This window comes from Bacillus sp. NMCC4, from assembly GCF_002998555.1.
GTDB lineage: Bacteria > Bacillota > Bacilli > Bacillales > Bacillaceae > Bacillus.
On the sequence record NZ_PVRA01000004.1, the window covers coordinates 247,978 to 267,751 of the forward strand.

16 protein-coding genes, 1 other RNA gene and 1 other annotated feature are annotated in these 19,774 nt (G+C 42.7%); of the genes, 14 read left to right on the plus strand and 3 right to left on the minus strand.

What is annotated here, in order from left to right; genetic code table 11:
• Positions 1 to 105 precede the first annotated feature (105 nt).
• On the plus strand, positions 106 to 768 hold the full coding sequence (locus tag C6Y02_RS10975; RefSeq protein WP_034661562.1) for a DUF421 domain-containing protein: 663 nt from the start codon (positions 106 to 108) through the stop codon (positions 766 to 768).
• Position 769: 1 nt separating this feature from the next.
• Here the strand turns inward: C6Y02_RS10975 and spoVB are convergent, their stop codons facing one another.
• Positions 770 to 2,320 (minus strand): stage V sporulation protein B, encoded by a 1,551-nt coding sequence (spoVB, locus tag C6Y02_RS10980; RefSeq protein WP_034661559.1) that lies wholly within the window; start codon positions 2,318 to 2,320, stop codon positions 770 to 772.
• A gap of 115 nt (positions 2,321 to 2,435) precedes the next feature.
• On the opposite strand from spoVB, the gene C6Y02_RS10985 reads away from it, so the two are divergent.
• The 8 genes from C6Y02_RS10985 (at position 2,436) to dtd (ending at position 11,890) form a co-directional block, all read left to right on the plus strand.
• The gene (locus tag C6Y02_RS10985) at positions 2,436 to 2,732 is read left to right on the plus strand and encodes a post-transcriptional regulator (protein WP_003216788.1); all 297 of its coding nucleotides are present in this window, start codon (positions 2,436 to 2,438) and stop codon (positions 2,730 to 2,732) included.
• A 41-nt stretch (positions 2,733 to 2,773) separates the two neighbouring features.
• On the plus strand, positions 2,774 to 5,002 hold the full coding sequence (secDF, locus tag C6Y02_RS10990; RefSeq protein WP_106031240.1) for a protein translocase subunit SecDF: 2,229 nt from the start codon (positions 2,774 to 2,776) through the stop codon (positions 5,000 to 5,002).
• A 187-nt stretch (positions 5,003 to 5,189) separates the two neighbouring features.
• Entirely contained in the window at positions 5,190 to 5,678 is a 489-nt protein-coding gene (locus tag C6Y02_RS10995; protein ID WP_034661552.1) for a cation:proton antiporter regulatory subunit, read from the plus strand.
• A 101-nt stretch (positions 5,679 to 5,779) separates the two neighbouring features.
• Positions 5,780 to 6,133 (plus strand): LapA family protein, encoded by a 354-nt coding sequence (locus tag C6Y02_RS11000; protein ID WP_106031241.1) that lies wholly within the window; start codon positions 5,780 to 5,782, stop codon positions 6,131 to 6,133.
• Positions 6,134 to 6,214: 81 nt separating this feature from the next.
• Complete coding sequence (gene recJ / locus C6Y02_RS11005) at positions 6,215 to 8,539, plus strand: single-stranded-DNA-specific exonuclease RecJ (RefSeq protein ID WP_106031242.1); 2,325 nt, start codon at positions 6,215 to 6,217, stop codon at positions 8,537 to 8,539.
• 23 nt (positions 8,540 to 8,562) lie between these two features.
• Complete coding sequence (locus tag C6Y02_RS11010) at positions 8,563 to 9,075, plus strand: adenine phosphoribosyltransferase (RefSeq protein WP_034661543.1); 513 nt, start codon at positions 8,563 to 8,565, stop codon at positions 9,073 to 9,075.
• Between the two features lie 142 nt (positions 9,076 to 9,217).
• The gene (locus C6Y02_RS11015) at positions 9,218 to 11,428 is read left to right on the plus strand and encodes a RelA/SpoT family protein (protein ID WP_106031243.1); all 2,211 of its coding nucleotides are present in this window, start codon (positions 9,218 to 9,220) and stop codon (positions 11,426 to 11,428) included.
• Between the two features lie 18 nt (positions 11,429 to 11,446).
• Positions 11,447 to 11,890 (plus strand): D-aminoacyl-tRNA deacylase, encoded by a 444-nt coding sequence (dtd, locus tag C6Y02_RS11020; protein ID WP_060596866.1) that lies wholly within the window; start codon positions 11,447 to 11,449, stop codon positions 11,888 to 11,890.
• Between the two features lie 97 nt (positions 11,891 to 11,987).
• Here dtd and C6Y02_RS11025 read toward each other — a convergent pair whose 3' ends face one another.
• Entirely contained in the window at positions 11,988 to 13,544 is a 1,557-nt protein-coding gene (locus tag C6Y02_RS11025) for an N-acetylmuramoyl-L-alanine amidase family protein (protein ID WP_411266004.1), read from the minus strand.
• 161 nt (positions 13,545 to 13,705) lie between these two features.
• Between C6Y02_RS11025 and C6Y02_RS19325 the strand changes: the two genes are divergently transcribed.
• From C6Y02_RS19325 to C6Y02_RS11045, 5 genes are all read left to right on the plus strand, one after another.
• Positions 13,706 to 13,876, plus strand: a complete 171-nt coding sequence (locus tag C6Y02_RS19325) for a YrzK family protein (RefSeq protein WP_003216250.1) — start codon at positions 13,706 to 13,708, stop codon at positions 13,874 to 13,876.
• Positions 13,877 to 13,934: 58 nt separating this feature from the next.
• Positions 13,935 to 14,174, plus strand: a binding site (T-box leader).
• 73 nt (positions 14,175 to 14,247) lie between these two features.
• Positions 14,248 to 15,522: a histidine--tRNA ligase gene (gene hisS, locus C6Y02_RS11030; RefSeq protein ID WP_106031245.1), complete on the plus strand. Its 1,275-nt coding sequence runs from the start codon at positions 14,248 to 14,250 to the stop codon at positions 15,520 to 15,522.
• An 18-nt stretch (positions 15,523 to 15,540) separates the two neighbouring features.
• The gene (gene aspS, locus C6Y02_RS11035) at positions 15,541 to 17,319 is read left to right on the plus strand and encodes an aspartate--tRNA ligase (protein WP_106031300.1); all 1,779 of its coding nucleotides are present in this window, start codon (positions 15,541 to 15,543) and stop codon (positions 17,317 to 17,319) included.
• A 77-nt stretch (positions 17,320 to 17,396) separates the two neighbouring features.
• Positions 17,397 to 17,577: non-coding RNA, 6S RNA (ssrS, locus tag C6Y02_RS11040), on the plus strand.
• A 92-nt stretch (positions 17,578 to 17,669) separates the two neighbouring features.
• The gene (locus C6Y02_RS11045; protein ID WP_034321354.1) at positions 17,670 to 18,434 is read left to right on the plus strand and encodes a tRNA threonylcarbamoyladenosine dehydratase; all 765 of its coding nucleotides are present in this window, start codon (positions 17,670 to 17,672) and stop codon (positions 18,432 to 18,434) included.
• Positions 18,435 to 18,467: 33 nt separating this feature from the next.
• Here the strand turns inward: C6Y02_RS11045 and C6Y02_RS11050 are convergent, their stop codons facing one another.
• On the minus strand, positions 18,468 to 19,733 hold the full coding sequence (locus C6Y02_RS11050; RefSeq protein ID WP_034661526.1) for a replication-associated recombination protein A: 1,266 nt from the start codon (positions 19,731 to 19,733) through the stop codon (positions 18,468 to 18,470).
• Positions 19,734 to 19,774: the final 41 nt, after the last annotated feature.

Here is a 19,774-nt window from a genome sequence, read left to right on the forward strand (position 1 = left end):
AAGAAAAAATAGACATGTTTCTCACGATAAAAACAGAGGCTTTCTTTTCTACATAAATAAAGTGTTTTGACACAAGCTATGGTGGAGAAGGAGGGTTTACATCACATGCAGGACATCTTGATTATCTCCATGAGAACAATCATTTTATATTTTCTTGTTTGGTTTATTTTTCGGTTAATGGGCAAGAGAGAAATTGGCGAATTGAGTATTTTAGATCTTGTCATTTTTATGATGATCGCAGAAATTGCAGTTCTCGCCATAGAAGAAGTCGAAGATCACATGTTACATACGGTATGGCCGATCCTGCTGTTAACCTTCATTCAAATCACACTCGCCTACCTCTCATTGAAATTCCAAGGTGTCCGGCGCTTTCTAGACGGCAAACCGACCCTGCTCATCATCAATGGGAAAATCGACGAGGGTGCGATGAGAAAACAGCGATACAATTTTGATGACCTGCTTATTCAATTAAGAGAAAACAACATCGATAGCATTCAGGACGTCTCTTACGCCATTTTAGAGCCATCCGGAAAGCTTGCGGTCGTTGAAAAAGAAAACAAGCACACACACGGAGCGCTTGAGCTGCCACTTATTGCAGATGGTGTTGTACAGCACGATCATCTGAAGCAAATTAATCAAAATGAACAGTGGCTGAAAGATGAGCTTGCCAAAAGGGGCTATCATGAAATTGATCAGATTTCCTACTGCAGCTTTAATCAAAAGACATTTTATATTGATTTGAAAGATGAAGTGATCAAGAAGAGATGAGCTAAAGCAGTTTCCCAATGAATGGGATGCGGCGAAGCTCTTCACGCTTCACTAGCCCTAGACAGATTAATAGAATGACATATAGCATACACGTAACAAAGATCAGCATCACAAGCTCAATAGGGGCAGAAAAGAGCCCGTTTACTTGAGACTTCAGCCAAAGGCTGACAGCCCCGGTGCCGATGATCACAAGAACGCATATCCCATATTCCTTCATTGGTAAATGAATAGGCAGTACTTTACCGACAGTTGCCGCATGAAGCAGCGTGACAAGGACGATGCCGATTAATATCGCGAGTGCTGCCCCCATAATGCCAAAGCCCGGCTGTGAAGCAAGGACAAAAATCATCCCTGTTTTCACAACAGCACCTATCAGACTATTCGTCATCGCCGCACCAGCTAAATTGAGTGCTTGCAGGACAGCTTGAAGCGGCCCTTGAAAATAATATAATAGAAAAAATGGGGCCATGAATTTTACATAGATAGCCGCATGCGATGAACCATACATAAAGAGCGTTAAATCTTCTGCATAAACGAAAAGAATAATACAGGAAATGCCTCCGCTGAGTAGACAAAGACGCATCGCCTGCTTCAGCCGGTATTCGACCGTTTTGCGTTTGTTCTGCTCCATTCCTTCACTGATCGCCGGGACCAATGCAGTGGATAGAGAGTACGTAATAAAGCTAGGCAGTGTCAAAAGGGTCAGCGCAAGACCAGTCAACTCCCCATACTGCCGTGTCGCTTCTACAGCCGCATATCCAGCAATAGCAAGACTTTGCGCGACAACTATCGGCTCTAAAAACCACGAAATATTCCCGATGAAACGGCTGCCTGTTGTTGGCAGGGCAATACTCATCAGCTGCTTAAACGTATCCTTACCGTCATGAATCGCCTTAAAAAATCGTTTTCGAATACGAATGGTCTTTTTATAACGAAAGGCAATCAGTAAATATGCAAGTGAAATCATCTCTCCAATGACAGATGAAATCATCGCACCAGCTGCCGCGTATTCAATCCCATAAGGAAGGAAAGCTGTTGTACATACTGCCACTAGAGAAATTCTTGCGACCTGTTCCAGTACTTGAGATATAGCAAGCGGGCTCATTTGCTGTCTGCCTTGAAAATATCCTCTCAACACACTGGAAATGGCGATGACTGGAACAACGGGCGTAATAGCAAGAAGTGGATAGACCGTTCTAGGATCTGTCAGCATATTTTCTGCCATAATGGGTGCAAACCATAAAAAGAGCGGCGTGAATATCAGGCTGAGTGTTCCTGTTATCGCAAGGGACATGACTAGAATACGTTTAGTTTTCTGTTTGTCACCCCGGGCTTCTGCTTCTGCGACAAGCTTGCTAATAGCGACAGGCAGTCCAAATTGTGTCAGCGTCACAGCGAGAAAAAAGGTAGGGGCAGCCATCATATAAAGCCCGACTCCTTCTTCGCCAATGAACCTTGCAATCACAATCCGATTGACAAAACCCAATATTCTCGTGATAAAACCTGCTAAAATTAAAATAATCGTGCCCTTTAAAAACGTTTGCTTCGTCAAATCAAAGATCACCTGCCTTCTCAAACGACATAGAATCATATACAATAAGATATGCGTGTATATCGTCCAAGCATGACAAGTCTCTCGATAAAAACTGAAAAGGGGGAGCATCCCATTGACACAACATCCGGCTGCAATTTACAAAGACCATTTAAAGCCTTTTCTGTTCAGTAAGCTTGAAGAATTCATCGTTTTGGGCTATAAAGATGTAGATTTAGAGGAATTATGGTCATACTTAGAGAATAAGAAGTGGAAGAAAAAACAAGAGTATCCGATTCATGAAATGGTTGCAGATATTTTATCTGTGAAAATTGGCGAATTTATGAACTATGCAACCGTTCAGTCGTTTAAAACGTCTGCTTTTTTGGACAGTGAAGATGGCAAGAATATGCTAGATGAACTGTTGAAATAAGCCATCTTAATGGATTCAGGTGTTTAAGGAGGAAATACATAATGAAAAAAGGGCGCATTCTTGCGTTTTTCTTAGTGGTTCTGTTAATCGGAACTGGCGTAGGCTTACTAACAAAGCCTGTTGCGAAAGATATGACGCTAGGGCTGGATTTGCAGGGTGGATTTGAAGTCCTGTATGATGTACATCCAGTGAAAAAAGAGGACAAGATTACAAATAGTGTCCTCGTCAGTACAGTGGAGGCTTTAAACCGAAGAGCCAATGTGTTAGGTGTAAGTGAACCGAACATCTCGATTGAAGGCAACAATCGTATCCGCGTGCAACTTGCGGGAGTAAAAGATCAAAACAGAGCTAGGGAGATTCTTTCCACTGAAGCACAGCTATCCTTCAGAGATACGAATGATAAAGAACTCCTAAACGGGGCTGACTTGGTCGAAAACAGTGCAAAACAAACATTCAGTCAAACGAATGAGCCAATTGTGACGGTTAAACTAAAGGATGCGAAAAAATTTGGTGACGTCACAAGAAAAGTAGCGGCGATGGCGCCGAATAACCAGCTTGTCATTTGGCTTGATTACCACAAAGGAGATTCCTTCAAAAAAGAAGTCTCAAAATCAAACCACAAGTATGTCTCTGCGCCGAATGTGAACCAAGAAATTAGCAGCAGTGACGTGCAAATTGAAGGGAAATTTACTGTCCAAGAGGCAAAGGACCTTGCAAGTATTTTAAATGCAGGGGCATTGCCAGTGAAATTAACAGAAAAATATTCAACATCTGTGAGTGCACAGTTTGGTGAACAAGCACTGAACGAAACGGTGTTCGCAGGAATTGTAGGAATCGCATTTATCTTCTTATTCATGCTGCTTTATTACCGATTACCTGGTCTTATTGCTGTCATCACACTTTCAGCTTATATTTACATTACGCTTCAAGTGTTTGACTGGATGGGTGCAGTCATGACTCTGCCTGGAATTGCGGCACTGATTCTAGGGGTAGGGATGGCTGTTGATGCCAACATTATTACTTATGAGCGGATCAAAGAAGAACTCAAGCTCGGCAAATCTGTCCGTTCTGCTTTTAGATCAGGGAACCGCCGATCATTTGCGACCATCTTTGATGCAAACTTAACAAGTATCATTGCCGGCGGCGTGCTGTTCTTCTTCGGGACAAGCTCTGTAAAAGGATTTGCAACGATGCTCATCCTCTCGATTTTAACAAGCTTTATCACAGCTGTCTTCCTATCAAGATTCCTTCTTGGTCTTCTTGTTGAAAGCCGCTATCTTGACCGGAGAAAAAGCTGGTTTGGTGTTCGTCAAAAAGACATTATGAACATTCACGAAACAACAGAAAATACCGAGCCGAAAACGCCATTTGATAAGTGGGATTTCGTCAGCAAACGTAAAGGATTTATGATTTTCTCAACTACTATCACCATTGCGGGAATCATCGTTCTTTCCATCTTCAAGCTGAATGCCGGAATTGACTTTACAAGTGGAACTAGAATTGATATCCAAAGTGATCACAAGCTGTCAACTGAACAAATCGAGCAAGACTTTAAAAAACTGGACCTTGAGACAGACAGTGTCGTGTTATCGGGTCAAAAAGAAAATCAGGCAGCAGCGAGATTTGTCGGTGTGCCGAACAAAGAAAAGATTGCTGAAGTGAAAGATTACTTCAAAGATAAATACGGAACGGAGCCGAACGTAAGTACAGTGTCTCCGACTGTTGGAAAAGAACTTGCCCGAAATGCATTATATGCTGTCATCATTGCTTCAATCGGGATCATTTTATATGTATCCATTCGTTTTGAATATAAAATGGCAATTGCAGCGATTATCTCACTACTATATGATGCGTTCTTTATCGTGGCCTTCTTTAGTATTACGCGTTTAGAGGTGGACGTCACCTTCATTGCGGCGATTCTCACAGTCATCGGATATTCGATCAACGACACGATCGTCACCTTTGACAGGGTTCGTGAACAAATGAAGAAACGCAAACCAAAAACCATTGAAGATCTTTCGTACATTGTGAACTTGAGTTTACAGCAAACCTTTACGCGATCTGTCAACACGGTATTAACCGTACTTGTCGTTGTGATCGCACTGCTTATCTTTGGATCAGCATCTATTACAAACTTCTCCATCGCCTTACTTGTCGGTCTGTTAACAGGGGTGTACTCATCTCTATATATCGCAGCGCAAATTTGGCTCATGTGGAAAGGCCGTGAGATGAAAAAACCGGCGAAGATTGATACTGAGCAAGATATTTAATGTAGCGAGACTGCCTAATTGGCAGTCTTTTTCTGTAGTTTCTCCGGATCAGCAGTCGATTCGAAAAAAACATTTCGGGTTTCATTGATCTTGAAATGGTCTTTTGCTATAATGACATACGTTTAGATCAGTATAGAAAGCAAGTGTCCGTTTGAGGCATTTGGCTTTATTCATTGGAGGGGCTGTTATGAAGGTTCGGGAAACTGAACTGCCAGGTATCGGTCACAAAGCCGAAATGATCACAAGAAATAATGAGAAGCTTGCCATCATTACACACGATGACGGCAGAAGAGAAATGTATCATTTTCAAGAGGACGACCATGAAGAATCTATTTCTGGTATTTTGCTAAACGATGAAGAAGCAAGACAAATTGCAGCTATTTTAGGCGGCATGGTATATAAGCCGAAAGCGCTTGAAACTGTAGAGGTAGCCATTGATGAACTGATGATTGAATGGTTTAAGATTGAAAAGAATGCACCAGCTGTTCAGCAGACAATCGGAGACCTCAATGTCCGCCAAAATGATCAAGTAACAGTCATCGCTATCGTGAGAAAATCACATGAGAAGATTTTAAATCCAGGACCTGATACGGTCATTGAAGAAGGGGATACCCTTGTTATTTCTGGAGAAAGACAAGAAATAAAGAACCTCATTAAAGAAAAACTCAGCAGCTAATCATGCCCATGCTGATAGATTTTCTTCCGCTCTTTTCTTTCTGTGTTTAAAAAGGACAAGGAAAAGGGAAGAATAAAAGAAAAAGCTTGGGGGATATGTAGATGAACAAACAACAATGGACCATCATATTCGCATTTATTTTCGTATTAATTGTTTCAGTATTTGCCGTGATCAATGTGCGGCCAGTGCAAGTTGACTACTTATTTGGAACGGCTGAATGGCCGCTGATTCTTGTCATTATTGGTTCTGTGCTCATGGGCGGACTCATTGTGGCTTTTGCAGGGATTTTCCAAATTGTGAAACTAAAACGTGAACTAAGGGCTTTAAAAGCTGAGCGTGCAGCCGCACCTGCACCTGCTGCTTCGAATAAAAAGATCGACAAAGACGTTCAAAAGAAACCGAATGTGACGCCTTTAAAAGAACAGCCAGCATCATTTGACCGGAAGGAAAAATAATCTTCCAGCACAATTTCATAAAATAAAAATTGAAACCCCTCAGGCCACTCTAGTATAATAGTGTGGTTGAGGGGTGAATTTATGTTATTATCCAAAATGCGCTGGGAATATGAACATCCAAGCGAAGAAAAAGTGAAATCACTCTCTGAAAATCTGAATATTTCAGCGCTGACTGCATCGCTTCTTGTAAAAAGAGGACTCGAAGAAGTAGAAGAAGCGAGGTCTTTTTTATTTGATCAAAAAGCCGAATTTCATGATCCATTTCTATTAAAAGGAATGAAAGAAGCAGTAGAGCGCATCAACAAAGCGATCGAAGAGCAGGAATCGATTGTGATCTTCGGAGACTATGATGCGGATGGTGTGACAAGTACGTCTGTGCTTTTACATACATTAAAAGAGCGGTCTGCGAAAGTAGACTTTTATATTCCAGATCGATTTAAAGAAGGCTACGGGCCTAATGAACAGGCTTTCCGATATATCAAAGAGCAAGGCGCATCGCTTGTCATCACGGTCGATACAGGCATTGCAGCTGTAAATGAAGCACGTATTGCAAAAGAAATAGGGTTAGACCTGATCATTACAGATCACCATGAACCAAGTGAGGAGCTGCCTGAGGCACTTGCGATTGTCCATCCTAAGCAGCCGGGCTGTGAGTATCCCTTTAAAGAACTTGCCGGTGTAGGCGTAGCGTTTAAAGTGGCGCATGCACTCCTTGGAAAGCTGCCAGCTCAGCTGTTAGATCTTGCGGCAATTGGGACAATAGCGGATCTTGTGCCGCTTCATGATGAGAATAGATGGCTCGCCAAAAAAGGGCTTGTGCAGCTTAGGCAGTCGAATAGACCGGGGCTGAAAGCGTTATTGAAAGAAGCGGGAGCTACTCTTGAAGAAGCAAATGAAGAAACGGTCGGCTTTCAAATTGCGCCAAGGCTGAATGCTGTAGGGCGAATTGAGCAGGCAGATCCAGCTGTTCATCTTCTCATGACAGAGGATAAGGATGAAGCAGAAGAGCTCGCTCGTTTTGTACAAGAACTCAATAAAGAACGTCAAAAAATTGTGAGTACGATCACAGAAGAAGCCATTCAAATGGTGGAAGAGACAGGTGATGACCAGTCTGCGATCGTTGTAGCGAAAGCTGGCTGGAATCCGGGTGTTGTCGGAATTGTTGCCTCTAAATTGACGGATAGATTTTCACGTCCGGCGATTGTGCTTGGAATAGATGAAGAGACGCAAATGGCAAAAGGATCAGCGCGGAGTATTCCTGGCTTCGATCTATTTTTCCATTTAAGCAAATGCCGTGACATTCTGCCGCATTTCGGCGGGCACCCGATGGCTGCGGGTATGACACTTCGAGCGGATGATGTTCCTTTACTAAGGGAAAGATTAAATCAATATGCGAATGAAACGTTGACAGAAGAAGATTTTATTCCGATTCAGCGGGTCGATGCCGTATGCAAGGTAGACGAATTGACGGTTGAAGCGATTGAAGAAGTGGGGATGCTGTCACCATTTGGCATGCAGAATCCAAAGCCGTTCATCATGATTGAAGATGCGAGGCTTGAAGAGATCCGAACGATTGGGGCAAATCAGAATCATATTAAAATGTCTCTGAAAGACGAAGACAAGCTGCTTGACTGTGTCGGTTTTCATCAAGGTCAATTAAAAGAAGAAATTGTCACAGGTAGCCGCATTTCCGTAATTGGTGAAATGTCCATCAATGAATGGAATAACCGGAAGAAACCTCAGCTTATGCTAAAAGATGCCCGAGTAGATGAATGGCAGCTGTTTGATTTGCGCGGCAAAAAGGATTGGGAAAAGACAATCTCCACGCTTGATCCAGAAAAATATGTGGTGGTCTGTTTTGACGAAGAAACAAAACAGGAAGTCAATATCCCAATTTATCATGTCCATGCAGAAAATGTTCCAACGTTCGATGTAGAGGGCAAGTATATCGTCTTTGCGGATGTTCCTGCAGATGAGCATTTGCTAAGGCAACTTTTAGAAAACCAAAAGCCAGCTAGAGTTTATACGGTTTTTCAAAGAAAAGAAGATCATTTTATGTCTTCTTTCCCTAGCCGTGATCAATTCAAATGGTTTTATGGATTCTTGTTAAAACGAGGAAGTTTCCCCCTCAAAGAACAAGGAATGGAGCTTGCCAAACATAGAGGCTGGACAAAAGATACAATCATTTTTATGACAAAGGTGTTTTTTGAACTCGGTTTTGTTAAAATAGAGAATGGTGTGCTGTCAATAGTACGTGATGCCCCTAAAAAAGATTTAACGGCATCAGCATCCTATACAGCAAAACAACGATTGATGGAACTCGATCAAACACTAACATATTCCTCAGCCAAAGAGCTGAAGGAATGGCTGAATAGCATGATGAGCGAAGTCTCACCTGTGCTTTGACGTACGAGGAGGAAAAGGAAAAGATGGATTTAAAACAATATGTGACAGTTGTACCTGACTACCCAAAGGAAGGTGTACAATTTAAAGATATTACAACGTTAATGGATAAAGGCGAAGTGTACCGTTATGCAACGGATCAAATCGTTGAATACGCGAAGGAAAGAGACATTGATCTCATTGTTGGACCTGAAGCGCGTGGATTCATTATTGGCTGCCCTGTAGCATACGCACTAGGTGTAGGTTTTGCACCAGTTCGTAAAGAAGGAAAGCTTCCTCGTGAAGTCGTTAAAGTCGATTACGGCTTAGAATATGGTAAAGATGTATTAACGATTCATAAAGATGCGATTCGTCCTGGTCAGCGTGTATTGATTACAGATGACTTACTTGCGACTGGTGGAACAATTGAAGCATCCATCAAGCTTGTAGAGGAATTAGGCGGCGTTGTGGCAGGAATTGCATTCTTGATTGAGTTGACGTATCTGGATGGCAGAAAGAAGCTTGACGGTTACGACATCTTGACGTTAATGCAATACTAATGGAGTTTTACGCAAAAAGCACTCGGTAAGAAGGGTGCTTTTTTCCTATCAAAAATCTTTTAGCGGACTTCTTCTCTTTACATCTATCGAATTTTTCTTGATAATAAACTACAATACAGTTTTCATTTAAAAAGGTGATTCCATGGCGAACGAACAAGTTTTAACGGCGCAGCAGGTCATTGACAAGGCAAGAGAATACCTGTCCGCTGAACATATTCAATTTATAGAGCGAGCATATGAATATGCTGAAAATGCACACAAGGAGCAATACCGGAAATCTGGTGAGCCTTATATTATCCATCCAATTCAAGTGGCGGGGATTCTTGTTGACCTTGAAATGGACCCATCGACCATTGCAGGCGGTTTCCTGCACGATGTTGTCGAGGATACGGATGTGACATTACAGGATTTAAAAGAGCATTTTAACGAAGAAGTTGCGATGCTTGTTGATGGTGTGACAAAGCTCGGGAAGATTAAATATAAATCACAAGAAGAACAGCAGGCCGAAAACCATCGAAAAATGTTTGTGGCAATGGCGCAGGATATACGCGTCATCTTAATTAAACTGGCAGACCGTCTGCACAATATGAGAACGCTCAAACACCTTCCTCAGGAGAAGCAGCGAAGAATTTCAAATGAAACACTTGAAATCTTTGCACCGCTTGCGCACAGATTAGGGATTTCAAAGATTAAGTGGGAGCTTGAAGATACAGCGCTCCGTTACTTAAATCCGCAGCAATATTACCGGATCGTGAATCTCATGAAGCGCAAACGAGCGGAACGTGAGGAATACTTGGACGAGGTTGTTAATGAAGTGAAAGACCGTGTGTCAGAGGTGAACATCAAGGCTGAATTTTCCGGCAGACCAAAGCATATTTATAGTATTTATCGCAAAATGGTCCTGCAAAATAAGCAGTTTAATGAAATTTATGATCTGCTGGCCGTTCGTATTTTGGTTGACAGCATTAAAGACTGCTATGCCGTGCTCGGGATTATCCATACATGCTGGAAGCCGATGCCAGGCAGGTTTAAGGATTATATTGCGATGCCAAAGCCGAACATGTACCAATCCCTTCATACAACAGTGATTGGGCCAAAAGGTGACCCGCTTGAAGTTCAGATCCGTACAGTGGAAATGCATGAAATTGCAGAGTACGGAATTGCAGCGCACTGGGCATACAAAGAAGGAAAAGAGTCAGCAGAATCAACGGAGGAAGCTGTCTTCCAGAAGAAGCTCTCTTGGTTTAGAGAAATCCTTGAATTCCAAAATGAATCGACAGATGCAGAAGAATTTATGGAATCGTTAAAGATCGATCTCTTCTCTGATATGGTGTTTGTGTTTACACCAAAAGGAGACGTCATTGAACTGCCGTCGGGTTCAGTTCCGATTGACTTCTCTTACCGGATTCACTCGGAAATTGGGAATAAAACGATCGGTGCTAAGGTCAACGGAAAGATGGTCACGCTCGATCATAAATTGAAAACAGGTGACATTATTGAAATTCTGACATCTAAGCACAGCTATGGACCAAGTCAGGATTGGGTCAAACTTGCCCAAACCTCCCAAGCGAAGCACAAGATCAGACAGTTTTTCAAAAAACAGCGCCGTGAAGAAAATGTCGAAAAAGGCCGAGAACTCGTGGAGAAAGAAATCAAAAACCTTGAGTTTGATGTCAAAGACATTCTGACAGATGAAAACCTGCAAAAAGTGGCTGACAAATTTAATTTTTCAAACGAAGAGGACATGTATGCAGCGGTTGGTTATAACGGAATTACTGCACTTCAAGTCGCCAATCGTTTAACAGAAAAAGAAAGAAAACAAAGAGATCAAGAAGAACAAGAGAAAACTGTTCAAGAAGTGACAGTAGAGTCAAAGACGTATCATGGGAAAAAACGAGAAGCAGGCGTAAGAGTCAAAGGGATAGATAACCTGCTTGTCCGCTTATCTAAGTGCTGTAATCCTGTTCCAGGTGATAGCATTGTTGGTTTTATTACGAAAGGCAGGGGCGTATCTGTTCACCGTGATGACTGTCCGAACGTGAAGACAGGAGAAGCGCAGGAACGGTTAATCCCGGTAGAGTGGGAGCATGAACAGCCTGCTCGAAACCGTAAAGAATACAATGTGGAAATTGAAATATTAGGATATGATAGACGCGGCTTACTCAATGAGGTGCTTCAAGCAGTCAATGAAACCAAAACGAACATCTCTTCAGTTTCTGGGAAGTCTGACCGTAACAAAGTGGCGACGATCCATATGGCGATCTTTATCCAAAACATTAACCATTTGCACAAAGTAGTAGAGCGCATTAAACAAATCAAAGACATTTACTCTGTTCGCCGATTCATGAATTAGAAAGGAAGTATATCGTCTATGAGGCTTGTAGTGCAGCGTGTGACAAGTGCATCTGTGAAGGTAGAAGAAGAGATCACAGGTGCCATCAATGAAGGGTATATGGTGCTCGTTGGTGTCACACATGAAGATACAGAAGAAGATGTGCTTTATTTAGCAGAAAAGCTTGCACATTTACGTATTTTTGAAGATGAAAACGGGAAAATGAATCATTCGTTATTGGATGTAAAAGGAAGCGTCCTGTCTGTGTCTCAATTTACCCTTTATGGTGATACGAGAAAGGGCAGACGACCGAATTTTATGAAAGCAGCCAAGCCAGATGCCGCGAACTCCCTTTACGAATGTTTCAATAAAGCCCTTAGAGAAAAAGGCATTCATGTAGAAACTGGCCGCTTTGGCGCGATGATGGATGTGTCATTGACCAATTCAGGGCCCGTCACCATCTGGATGGATAGCAAAGAATAGATTCGCTTTAGACTGTAGATAAACTCATGCAGGAGTTTGTTTAGAGTCTTTTTCTTTTGCGATCAAACAAAAAAGAGGCGCAGAGGCCTCTTTCTTTTTAACGGAAATATTGTTTTAATCCTTCCGTCATTCCTTCTGTGACTCGTTCTTGGTAAGAAGCGCTATAAATGATCGCTTCCTCCTGAGGATTGCTTAAATAGCCGAGTTCATATAAAAGAGAAGGGCGTTTGTTCTCTCTTAAAACAAAATAATCTCCGAATTTGACACCCTTATCAGGGATTTGAGAGCGTTTAGCGACTTCTGTATGGACGTTTGTCGCTAATTGCTGGTCTTTTGCTGCTTGATAATAATACGCTGTACTTCCTCTGATACTTGGGTCCATAAAACTATCATAATGAAGACTAATAAATGCATCTGCATTTCTGTAATGAGATGTCGCGACCCTCGATTGAAGGCTGATAAAAGTATCATCACTTCTTGTTAAATAGACATTTGCACCAGAAGCCCTTAATTTGCCTGCAAGTAAATTGGCGGTTTTGATGGTAATGTTCTTTTCAAATGCACCATCTGCGCCAATCGTGCCGCTGTCTTTTCCGCCATGACCAGGATCAAGAACAATCGTTTTTCCTTTTAAAGACCCAGTTCCAGACGATGAATCCTGCTGTGGTCTTGGTGCTTCGCTGCTATTTTTATTCGTTTGAACGACCCAGCTTGCCACATAACCAGTTCCGCCGTTTGATAGTGTCACCTCGTACCAGTCACCTTGCGTGCGAACAATTTGATAGGCAGCGCCTTTTGTGGCTCTTTCTGCAATCCCAGCAGAGGTAGAAGCGCTTTTTCGGATGTTGGTGCCATCGTAGACAATGTACGCTTTCTTTTGGGAAGACGAAGAAGATGAATTCTGTTCACCCGCCGAACTCGCTCCATTGCTTGTGACGATGTAATAGCTTGCAGCCCATCCTTTTACGCCTTTGCCCTCAATTTCATACCAGCCGTTCTGCTCGCGCAAAATGGTGATCTGTGTGTTGCGGGCAAGTGAAGCGACGACTTGTGCATTCGGTGCCGCCGATTGCCTTACATTCAAGCTCGATACGCCAACTGTGCCTGTCTGTTTAGAGCGAGAGGACTCGCCAGAGCTTGATTGAGAAGCTTTTTGGCCGCCTGACACATAATCAGAGTGAACCCAGCCTTCTGCTTGTTTATACGAAATTTTTGTCCATTCGCCGTTTGTTTTCAGCTTTTTAGCGGAAGCGCCTTGCGGGAAAGTTCCGATGACTTGATAGGAAGTCCCAGGGCCTGTCCGTATGCGAAGATCCGAGGCTGTCGATGTAATGGAACTGCTGCCTGATGCGCTCTGATTTTGCGCCTTTGGCTTAGCAGACTTTTGGCTGCCAGATGATGTGGTAATCAGCCAAGAGACGACCCAGCCTTTTTGACCGTTTGACAATTGGATCTGCACCCATTCTCCTTGTTTAGTGAGAATGGGATAGCTTTCTCCGCGCTTCACAACAGCTGCGATTCCATAGCTTAAACCAGGGCCCGTTCTCACATTGATTTCATCTGTTGCAACCACAGCTTGATCTGTTTGTGCTGTAGCATGTGTCATAGGCAAAGTACTTGCGATGAGAACAAAACAGGTAAGAAGCATCAACATTTGATTGTATTTTTTTAGATTCAAAACGGTGTTTTCCCCTCCCTTGTAAAACCGATGAATGTAAATTCGTTATGTAATGGACTAATTCCTTGCAGTTTCCCTAATAAAAATGAATCAATCTGTTTATACTAAATAAAAACGTGATAAAAGGATGTACAAACATGAGATTAAGCAGAAAATTAGGACGAGTGCAATATAATGGACATCGTGATATCGATCGCTGGCAGCACGACGAAATGGATCAACCAGGCTTCCTTGAAGAAACCGCATCTGAATACGGATGTACGTCAAAAGAAGAGCTGGAAAAGAAAAAGAGGCACGGCAAGGGTTGACAGAGTGGCAGCACCGACCTTATTATAATATAAATCAACACACTTGAAAATTTAAAATGTGGAACTGATGATAGAGAATAGTAGGGTAAATTGCGTGAGCAGAGAGGAATCGCCTTAGGCTGAAAGCGAATCCGCATGGCATTTATCACGAAAGAACACTCTGTAGGTTTCCTGCTGAACGCTCTAAAAATGAGTCAATAGGCGGAGAACGTGAATCTGCGTTAAGGATTTGAGCGGGAACATGACTGGATCATGTTCCAACTAGGGTGGCACCACGGGTATAACTCTCGTCCCTACTATACACATAGTAGAGGCGGGGGTTTTTTATATGTCCACATAAAAAATGAATGATGGTCGTAGGAGGACGAAAAATGAGTTTTAATATTCCAAGAGGCACACAGGATATTTTACCTGGAGAGTCAGAACGCTGGCAGTATGTTGAACAAATTGCAAGAGATATATGTGCAGCCTTTCAATACAAAGAAATCCGTACACCGATTTTTGAGCATACAGAGCTGTTTGCACGGGGAGTAGGCGAATCAACCGATATCGTTCAAAAAGAGATGTATACATTTGAAGATAAAAAGGGACGCAGCATCACACTTCGTCCAGAGGGAACGGCTTCAACTGTACGTTCTTATGTTGAAAATAAATTATTTGCACAGCCGGCGCAGCCAACAAAGCTGTATTACATTGGGCCGATGTTCCGCTATGAACGTCCGCAAACAGGGAGATATCGTCAATTTTATCAATTTGGGATTGAAGCGATCGGTTCAAAGGATCCTGCCATTGATGCAGAAGTCATTTCACTTGCGATGAGTGTTTATGAGAAAGCAGGCCTTTCTAACTTAAAGCTCGTCATTAACAGCCTTGGTGACAAAGAGAGCCGTGCAGACTACCGCAAAGCACTTGTCGAGCACTTTGAGCCAAGAATTGATGAATTCTGTCATGACTGTCAAACCCGTTTACATCAAAATCCGCTGCGAATTCTTGATTGTAAAAAAGATCGTGACCACGAATTGATGGCAACGGCTCCATCCATTCAAGATTACTTAAATGAAGAATCACGGACTTATTTTGAAAAGGTCAAACAATACTTAGCAGATATAGGCATTGAATATGTCGTCGATCCGAACTTAGTCCGCGGTCTTGATTACTACAATCACACGGCATTTGAGATCATGAGTAATGCAGAAGGCTTTGGCGCGATTACCACATTAGCCGGCGGAGGCCGTTATGATGGACTTGTTGAAGGAATTGGCGGTCCTGAATCACCAGGAATCGGTTTTGCTATGAGTATTGAGCGTTTCCTAGCAGCAATCGATGCTGAAGGGATTGATCTTCCTCTGCAAGATGGCATTGATCTATACATTGCGGCACTCGGTGATGAAGCGAAGGATTACTCTGTTTCATTATTAAATCGTCTGAGAAAAGAAGGCATTTCAAGTGAAATGGACTATACAGGGAAGAAATTAAAAGGACAATTTAAAGCGGCTGATCGATTAAAAGCCAAGTTTATTGCAGTCCTTGGTGAAGATGAGCTGGCGCAGCGCATTGTGAATGTAAAAGATACGACAACGGGTGAACAAATTGAAGTGAAGCTTGATGAGCTGATTCAAATGATGAAGGCCCACAAGAAGGCGTAAAGAAGGAGTGGAATGTTTGTGTTTGGTAGAACTTTTTATTGTGGAGAAGTAACAGAAGACCAAATCGGTCAAACCGTTGTATTAAAAGGATGGGTTCAAAAAAGACGTGACCTTGGCGGATTAATCTTTATTGATTTGCGCGACCGTACAGGGATTGTACAAGCTGTCTTCAATCCAGACCTATCAAAAGAGGCGCTTGAGACAGCAGAATCGATTCGTAATGAATATGTGCTTGATATTAAAGGAACAGTTGTCGCAAGAGAAGAAGCAACAATCAATCCAAATTTAAAAACAGGGAAAATTGAAATACAAGTCGAAACGGTCAGCGTGTTAAATGAAGCGAAGACCCCTCCTTTTGTGATTTCAGATCAAGCGGACGAGGTATCAGAAGATGTGCGCTTAAAATACCGTTACTTAGATCTTCGCCGTCCTGCTATGTTTGAAACGATGAAAATGCGACATGAAGTCACAAAAGCATTCCGCCATTTCTTAGATGACAACGGCTTTCTAGATATTGAAACACCGATTTTAACAAAAAGTACGCCAGAGGGTGCACGTGACTATCTTGTTCCAAGCCGTGTACACGAGGGAGAATTCTATGCCTTGCCTCAGTCTCCGCAATTATTTAAACAATTGCTGATGGTCTCAGGGATGGATCGTTACTATCAAATTGCTCGCTGCTTTAGAGATGAAGACTTGCGTGCTGACCGTCAGCCGGAATTCACACAAGTCGATATTGAAATGTCCTTTATGAGTCAAGAGGACATAATGACGCTTGCTGAAGAGATGATGGCAAAGGTGATGAAAGATGTCAAAGGCGTAGATCTGACATTGCCATTACCTCGTATGACATACGATGAAGCGATGAATTCTTATGGATCTGATAAGCCAGATACACGTTTTGAGATGAAACTTGTCAATATTTCAGACACGGTAAAAGACTCCGATTTCAAAGTCTTTAGCGGAGCTGTGAAAAATGGTGGAGCTGTGAAGGCTATCAATGTCAAAGGGGCTGCAGCCAACTACTCAAGAAAAGACATTGATGCCCTTGGTGCATTTGCAGCGAACTACGGTGCAAAAGGTCTAGCTTGGCTAAAAGCGGAAGGGGCAGAATTAAAAGGGCCGATTGCTAAATTCTTTGATGAAGCAAAGCAGGCAGAATTAAAAGAGCAGCTGCAAGTTGAAGAAGGTGACCTGTTACTCTTCGTTGCAGATAAGACGTCTGTTGTCCATGATGCGCTTGGTGCCCTTCGCCTTAAACTCGGCAAAGAGCTTGAACTCATCGATGAGTCTGTATTCAACTTCTTATGGGTTGTGGATTGGCCGCTGCTTGAAAAAGATGAAGAAGAAGGCCGCTTCTATGCTGCCCATCATCCTTTCACAATGCCAGTACGCGACGATCTTGAATTAATTGAGACAAGTCCTGAAGACATGAAGGCACAGGCTTACGATCTTGTGCTGAATGGCTATGAGCTTGGCGGAGGTTCGATTCGTATTTTCGAAAAGGACATTCAAGAAAAAATGTTTAGCTTACTTGGTTTTACAAAAGAAGAGGCCTATGAACAATTCGGCTTCCTTCTGGATGCTTTTGAGCATGGTGTTCCTCCGCACGGCGGAATCGCACTTGGTCTTGACCGCTTAGTCATGCTACTTGCCGGCCGCTCTAACCTAAGAGATACCATTGCGTTCCCGAAAACGGCAAGTGCGAGCTGCGTGCTAACAGATGCTCCTGGCACTGTAAGCGAAGCGCAGCTTGATGAGCTAAGTTTAGCCATTAAAACAAAAGTAAAACAGTAAAATAGGCGCATGTTTATAGGCATGTAAACGCTTGAAAAAGCGGCATGCCTATGATATGCTTTCTTCAATCAATAAATAAAGTCCTGATACGTACGGTGGTTACCTAGTTTTGACCGAACATTTTTTTATACGGGAGCTTGCCTTTCCTTTCTGCATAAATGCCTCTTTAGAGGACTTATAAAGTCAGGAAGAAAGCACCCACCTGCATGGTGCGGGGTTCAAAACGAAGGAAAAGCTGGCGGCGTTGTCGGGACTTTTTTGTGTTTTTTTCTTTTTCAGAAGGATGACGAAGAAGTTTGAATATGATATGATTCTTTCGATTCATTTTAAATAAAGGTGGAGTGAGGCACTTGTTACATCAGTTTTCAAGAAACGAGCTTGCTATAGGCAAGGAAGGCTTAGATATATTAAAAAACAGTACAGTTGCAGTGCTTGGTGTGGGCGGCGTTGGCTCATTTGCAGTTGAGGCACTCGCTCGTTCAGGCGTTGGCCGTATTGTTCTTGTTGATAAAGATGATATTGATATTACAAATGTGAACCGTCAGCTTCCAGCATTGCTTTCAACAGTTGGTCAGCCAAAGGTTGACTTAATGCAGGCGAGAATCGCTGATATTAATCCAGAATGTGAAGTAGTTGCACTAAAGATGTTTTATACAGAGGAAACATATGAGCAATTTTTTGAGTATCCGCTTGATTATGTCATCGATGCGTCAGATACGATTCACTATAAAATTCATTTAATGAAAGAGTGCCTGAAACGCAATGTGAACATTATTTCGAGTATGGGTGCTGCAAACAAAACAGATCCGACCCGCTTCAAAATTGATGACATTTCAAAAACACATACCGATCCAATTGCAAAAGTCGTGAGAACGCGTCTGCGCAAAGAAGGAATTCGTAAAGGAATTGAAGTCATTTTCTCTGATGAAAGTCCGATTGTGATTCGTGAAGATGTCAGAAAAGAAGTTGGAAATGATGAAGCGAAGATTCGCAAGGCACAAATGCCGCCATCATCCAATGCGTTCGTCCCGTCTGTTGCAGGGCTGATCATGGGTGGTCATGTCATTATGAAGCTTTTAAAAGATATTCCGATTACACGTGTGAAGGATAAATAAACAGCCCGCCTGCTAACATGCAGGGGGCTTTTTTTATTTTTGGCGTTTTAAATTTTCATATACCTGTTTCAGTGCGCCTTCAAATTTGCCTGTTTGCTTCGGTTCATAGTATTGCTTGTTTTTCAGCGGATCAGGTAAGTATTGCTGCTTCACCCAGCCGTTTTCATAATCGTGTGGGTATAAGTAATCGACACCTCTGCCGAGTGCTGTAGCTCCTTTGTAGTGAGCATCCTTTAAATGAACAGGGATTTCACCAATTTTCCCTGATCGAATGTCACCCAGTGCCGCATCAACCGCCTTATATGCTGAGTTGGACTTAGGAGAAAGACACAGTTCAATGACTGCGTTAGCCAGCGGAATTCGTGCTTCCGGGAAGCCGACTCTTTCTGCTGTTTGAACAGCGCTTAACACACGAGGACCTGCCTGCGGACTAGCTAAACCAATATCTTCGTAAGCCATCACGAGTAATCTCCTTGAAATGCTTTCAAGGTCTCCTGCTTCAATCAGTCTGGCAAGGTAATGCAGCGCCGCATCTGCGTCAGATCCTCTAATGGATTTTTGAAAAGCCGAGAGGACATCATAATGAGCATCACCATTCTTATCATGTGAGAAGCTCTTTTTTTGTAAACATTCTTCTGCTGCGGCAAGAGTGATCATAATATGCCCAGCCTCATCTGCTTTTGTCGATAAGACAGCTAGTTCTAGCGCATTTAAAGCAGAGCGTACGTCTCCGCCGCATCCATTGGCAAAATGATTCATCGCTTCATCGTTCACTGTCACCTCATAACCGCCAAGCCCGCGATGTTCATCCTGTAACGCTCTTGTTAACGCAGCCTTGATTTGCTCTGTTTCAAGCGGTTTCAGCTCAAATATTTGTGTCCGGCTTCGGATGGCAGGGTTGATCGCATGATAGGGGTTAGCCGTCGTTGCGCCAATTAAAATGATCATGCCATTTTCTAAATAAGGAAGAAGGAAATCCTGCTTTCCTTTATCAAGCCTGTGAACCTCGTCTAAAATAAGGATGACTTGGCCGCTCATTTTCGCTTCAGCGGCGACAGCTTCCATATCCTTTTTGTTATGAATGACTGCATTCAATGTCCGAAACGCAATGCTTGTACTGCCAGCGATCGCGGTCGCAATCGATGTTTTGCCGATGCCCGGCGGTCCGTATAAAATCATCGAGGATAAATGTTTTGCCTCGACCATTCGTCTAATAATTTGACCTTCTCCAACGAGATGTTCCTGCCCAATGATGTCTTCAATATGACTTGGGCGCATCCGGTACGCTAAAGGTTTCATGATTATCTCTCCTAAAGCAATGTCTTGTTTGTATAGAGTAC

What these genes read in the sequence shown, in the direction of transcription:
- C6Y02_RS11000 (WP_106031241.1), top strand. Translation starts at nt 5,780, where the DNA reads ATGAACAAACAACAATGGACCATCATATTCGCATTTATTTTCGTATTA.
- dtd (WP_060596866.1), top strand. Translation starts at nt 11,447, where the DNA reads ATGAGGCTTGTAGTGCAGCGTGTGACAAGTGCATCTGTGAAGGTAGAA.
- C6Y02_RS10995 (WP_034661552.1), top strand. Translation starts at nt 5,190, where the DNA reads ATGAAGGTTCGGGAAACTGAACTGCCAGGTATCGGTCACAAAGCCGAA.
- C6Y02_RS11050 (WP_034661526.1), bottom strand. Translation starts at nt 19,733, where the DNA reads ATGAAACCTTTAGCGTACCGGATGCGCCCAAGTCATATTGAAGACATC.
- C6Y02_RS10975 (WP_034661562.1), top strand. Translation starts at nt 106, where the DNA reads ATGCAGGACATCTTGATTATCTCCATGAGAACAATCATTTTATATTTT.
- secDF (WP_106031240.1), top strand. Translation starts at nt 2,774, where the DNA reads ATGAAAAAAGGGCGCATTCTTGCGTTTTTCTTAGTGGTTCTGTTAATC.
- recJ (WP_106031242.1), top strand. Translation starts at nt 6,215, where the DNA reads ATGTTATTATCCAAAATGCGCTGGGAATATGAACATCCAAGCGAAGAA.
- C6Y02_RS11025 (WP_411266004.1), bottom strand. Translation starts at nt 13,544, where the DNA reads ATGTTGATGCTTCTTACCTGTTTTGTTCTCATCGCAAGTACTTTGCCT.
- C6Y02_RS11010 (WP_034661543.1), top strand. Translation starts at nt 8,563, where the DNA reads ATGGATTTAAAACAATATGTGACAGTTGTACCTGACTACCCAAAGGAA.
- C6Y02_RS19325 (WP_003216250.1), top strand. Translation starts at nt 13,706, where the DNA reads ATGAGATTAAGCAGAAAATTAGGACGAGTGCAATATAATGGACATCGT.
- hisS (WP_106031245.1), top strand. Translation starts at nt 14,248, where the DNA reads ATGAGTTTTAATATTCCAAGAGGCACACAGGATATTTTACCTGGAGAG.
- C6Y02_RS11015 (WP_106031243.1), top strand. Translation starts at nt 9,218, where the DNA reads ATGGCGAACGAACAAGTTTTAACGGCGCAGCAGGTCATTGACAAGGCA.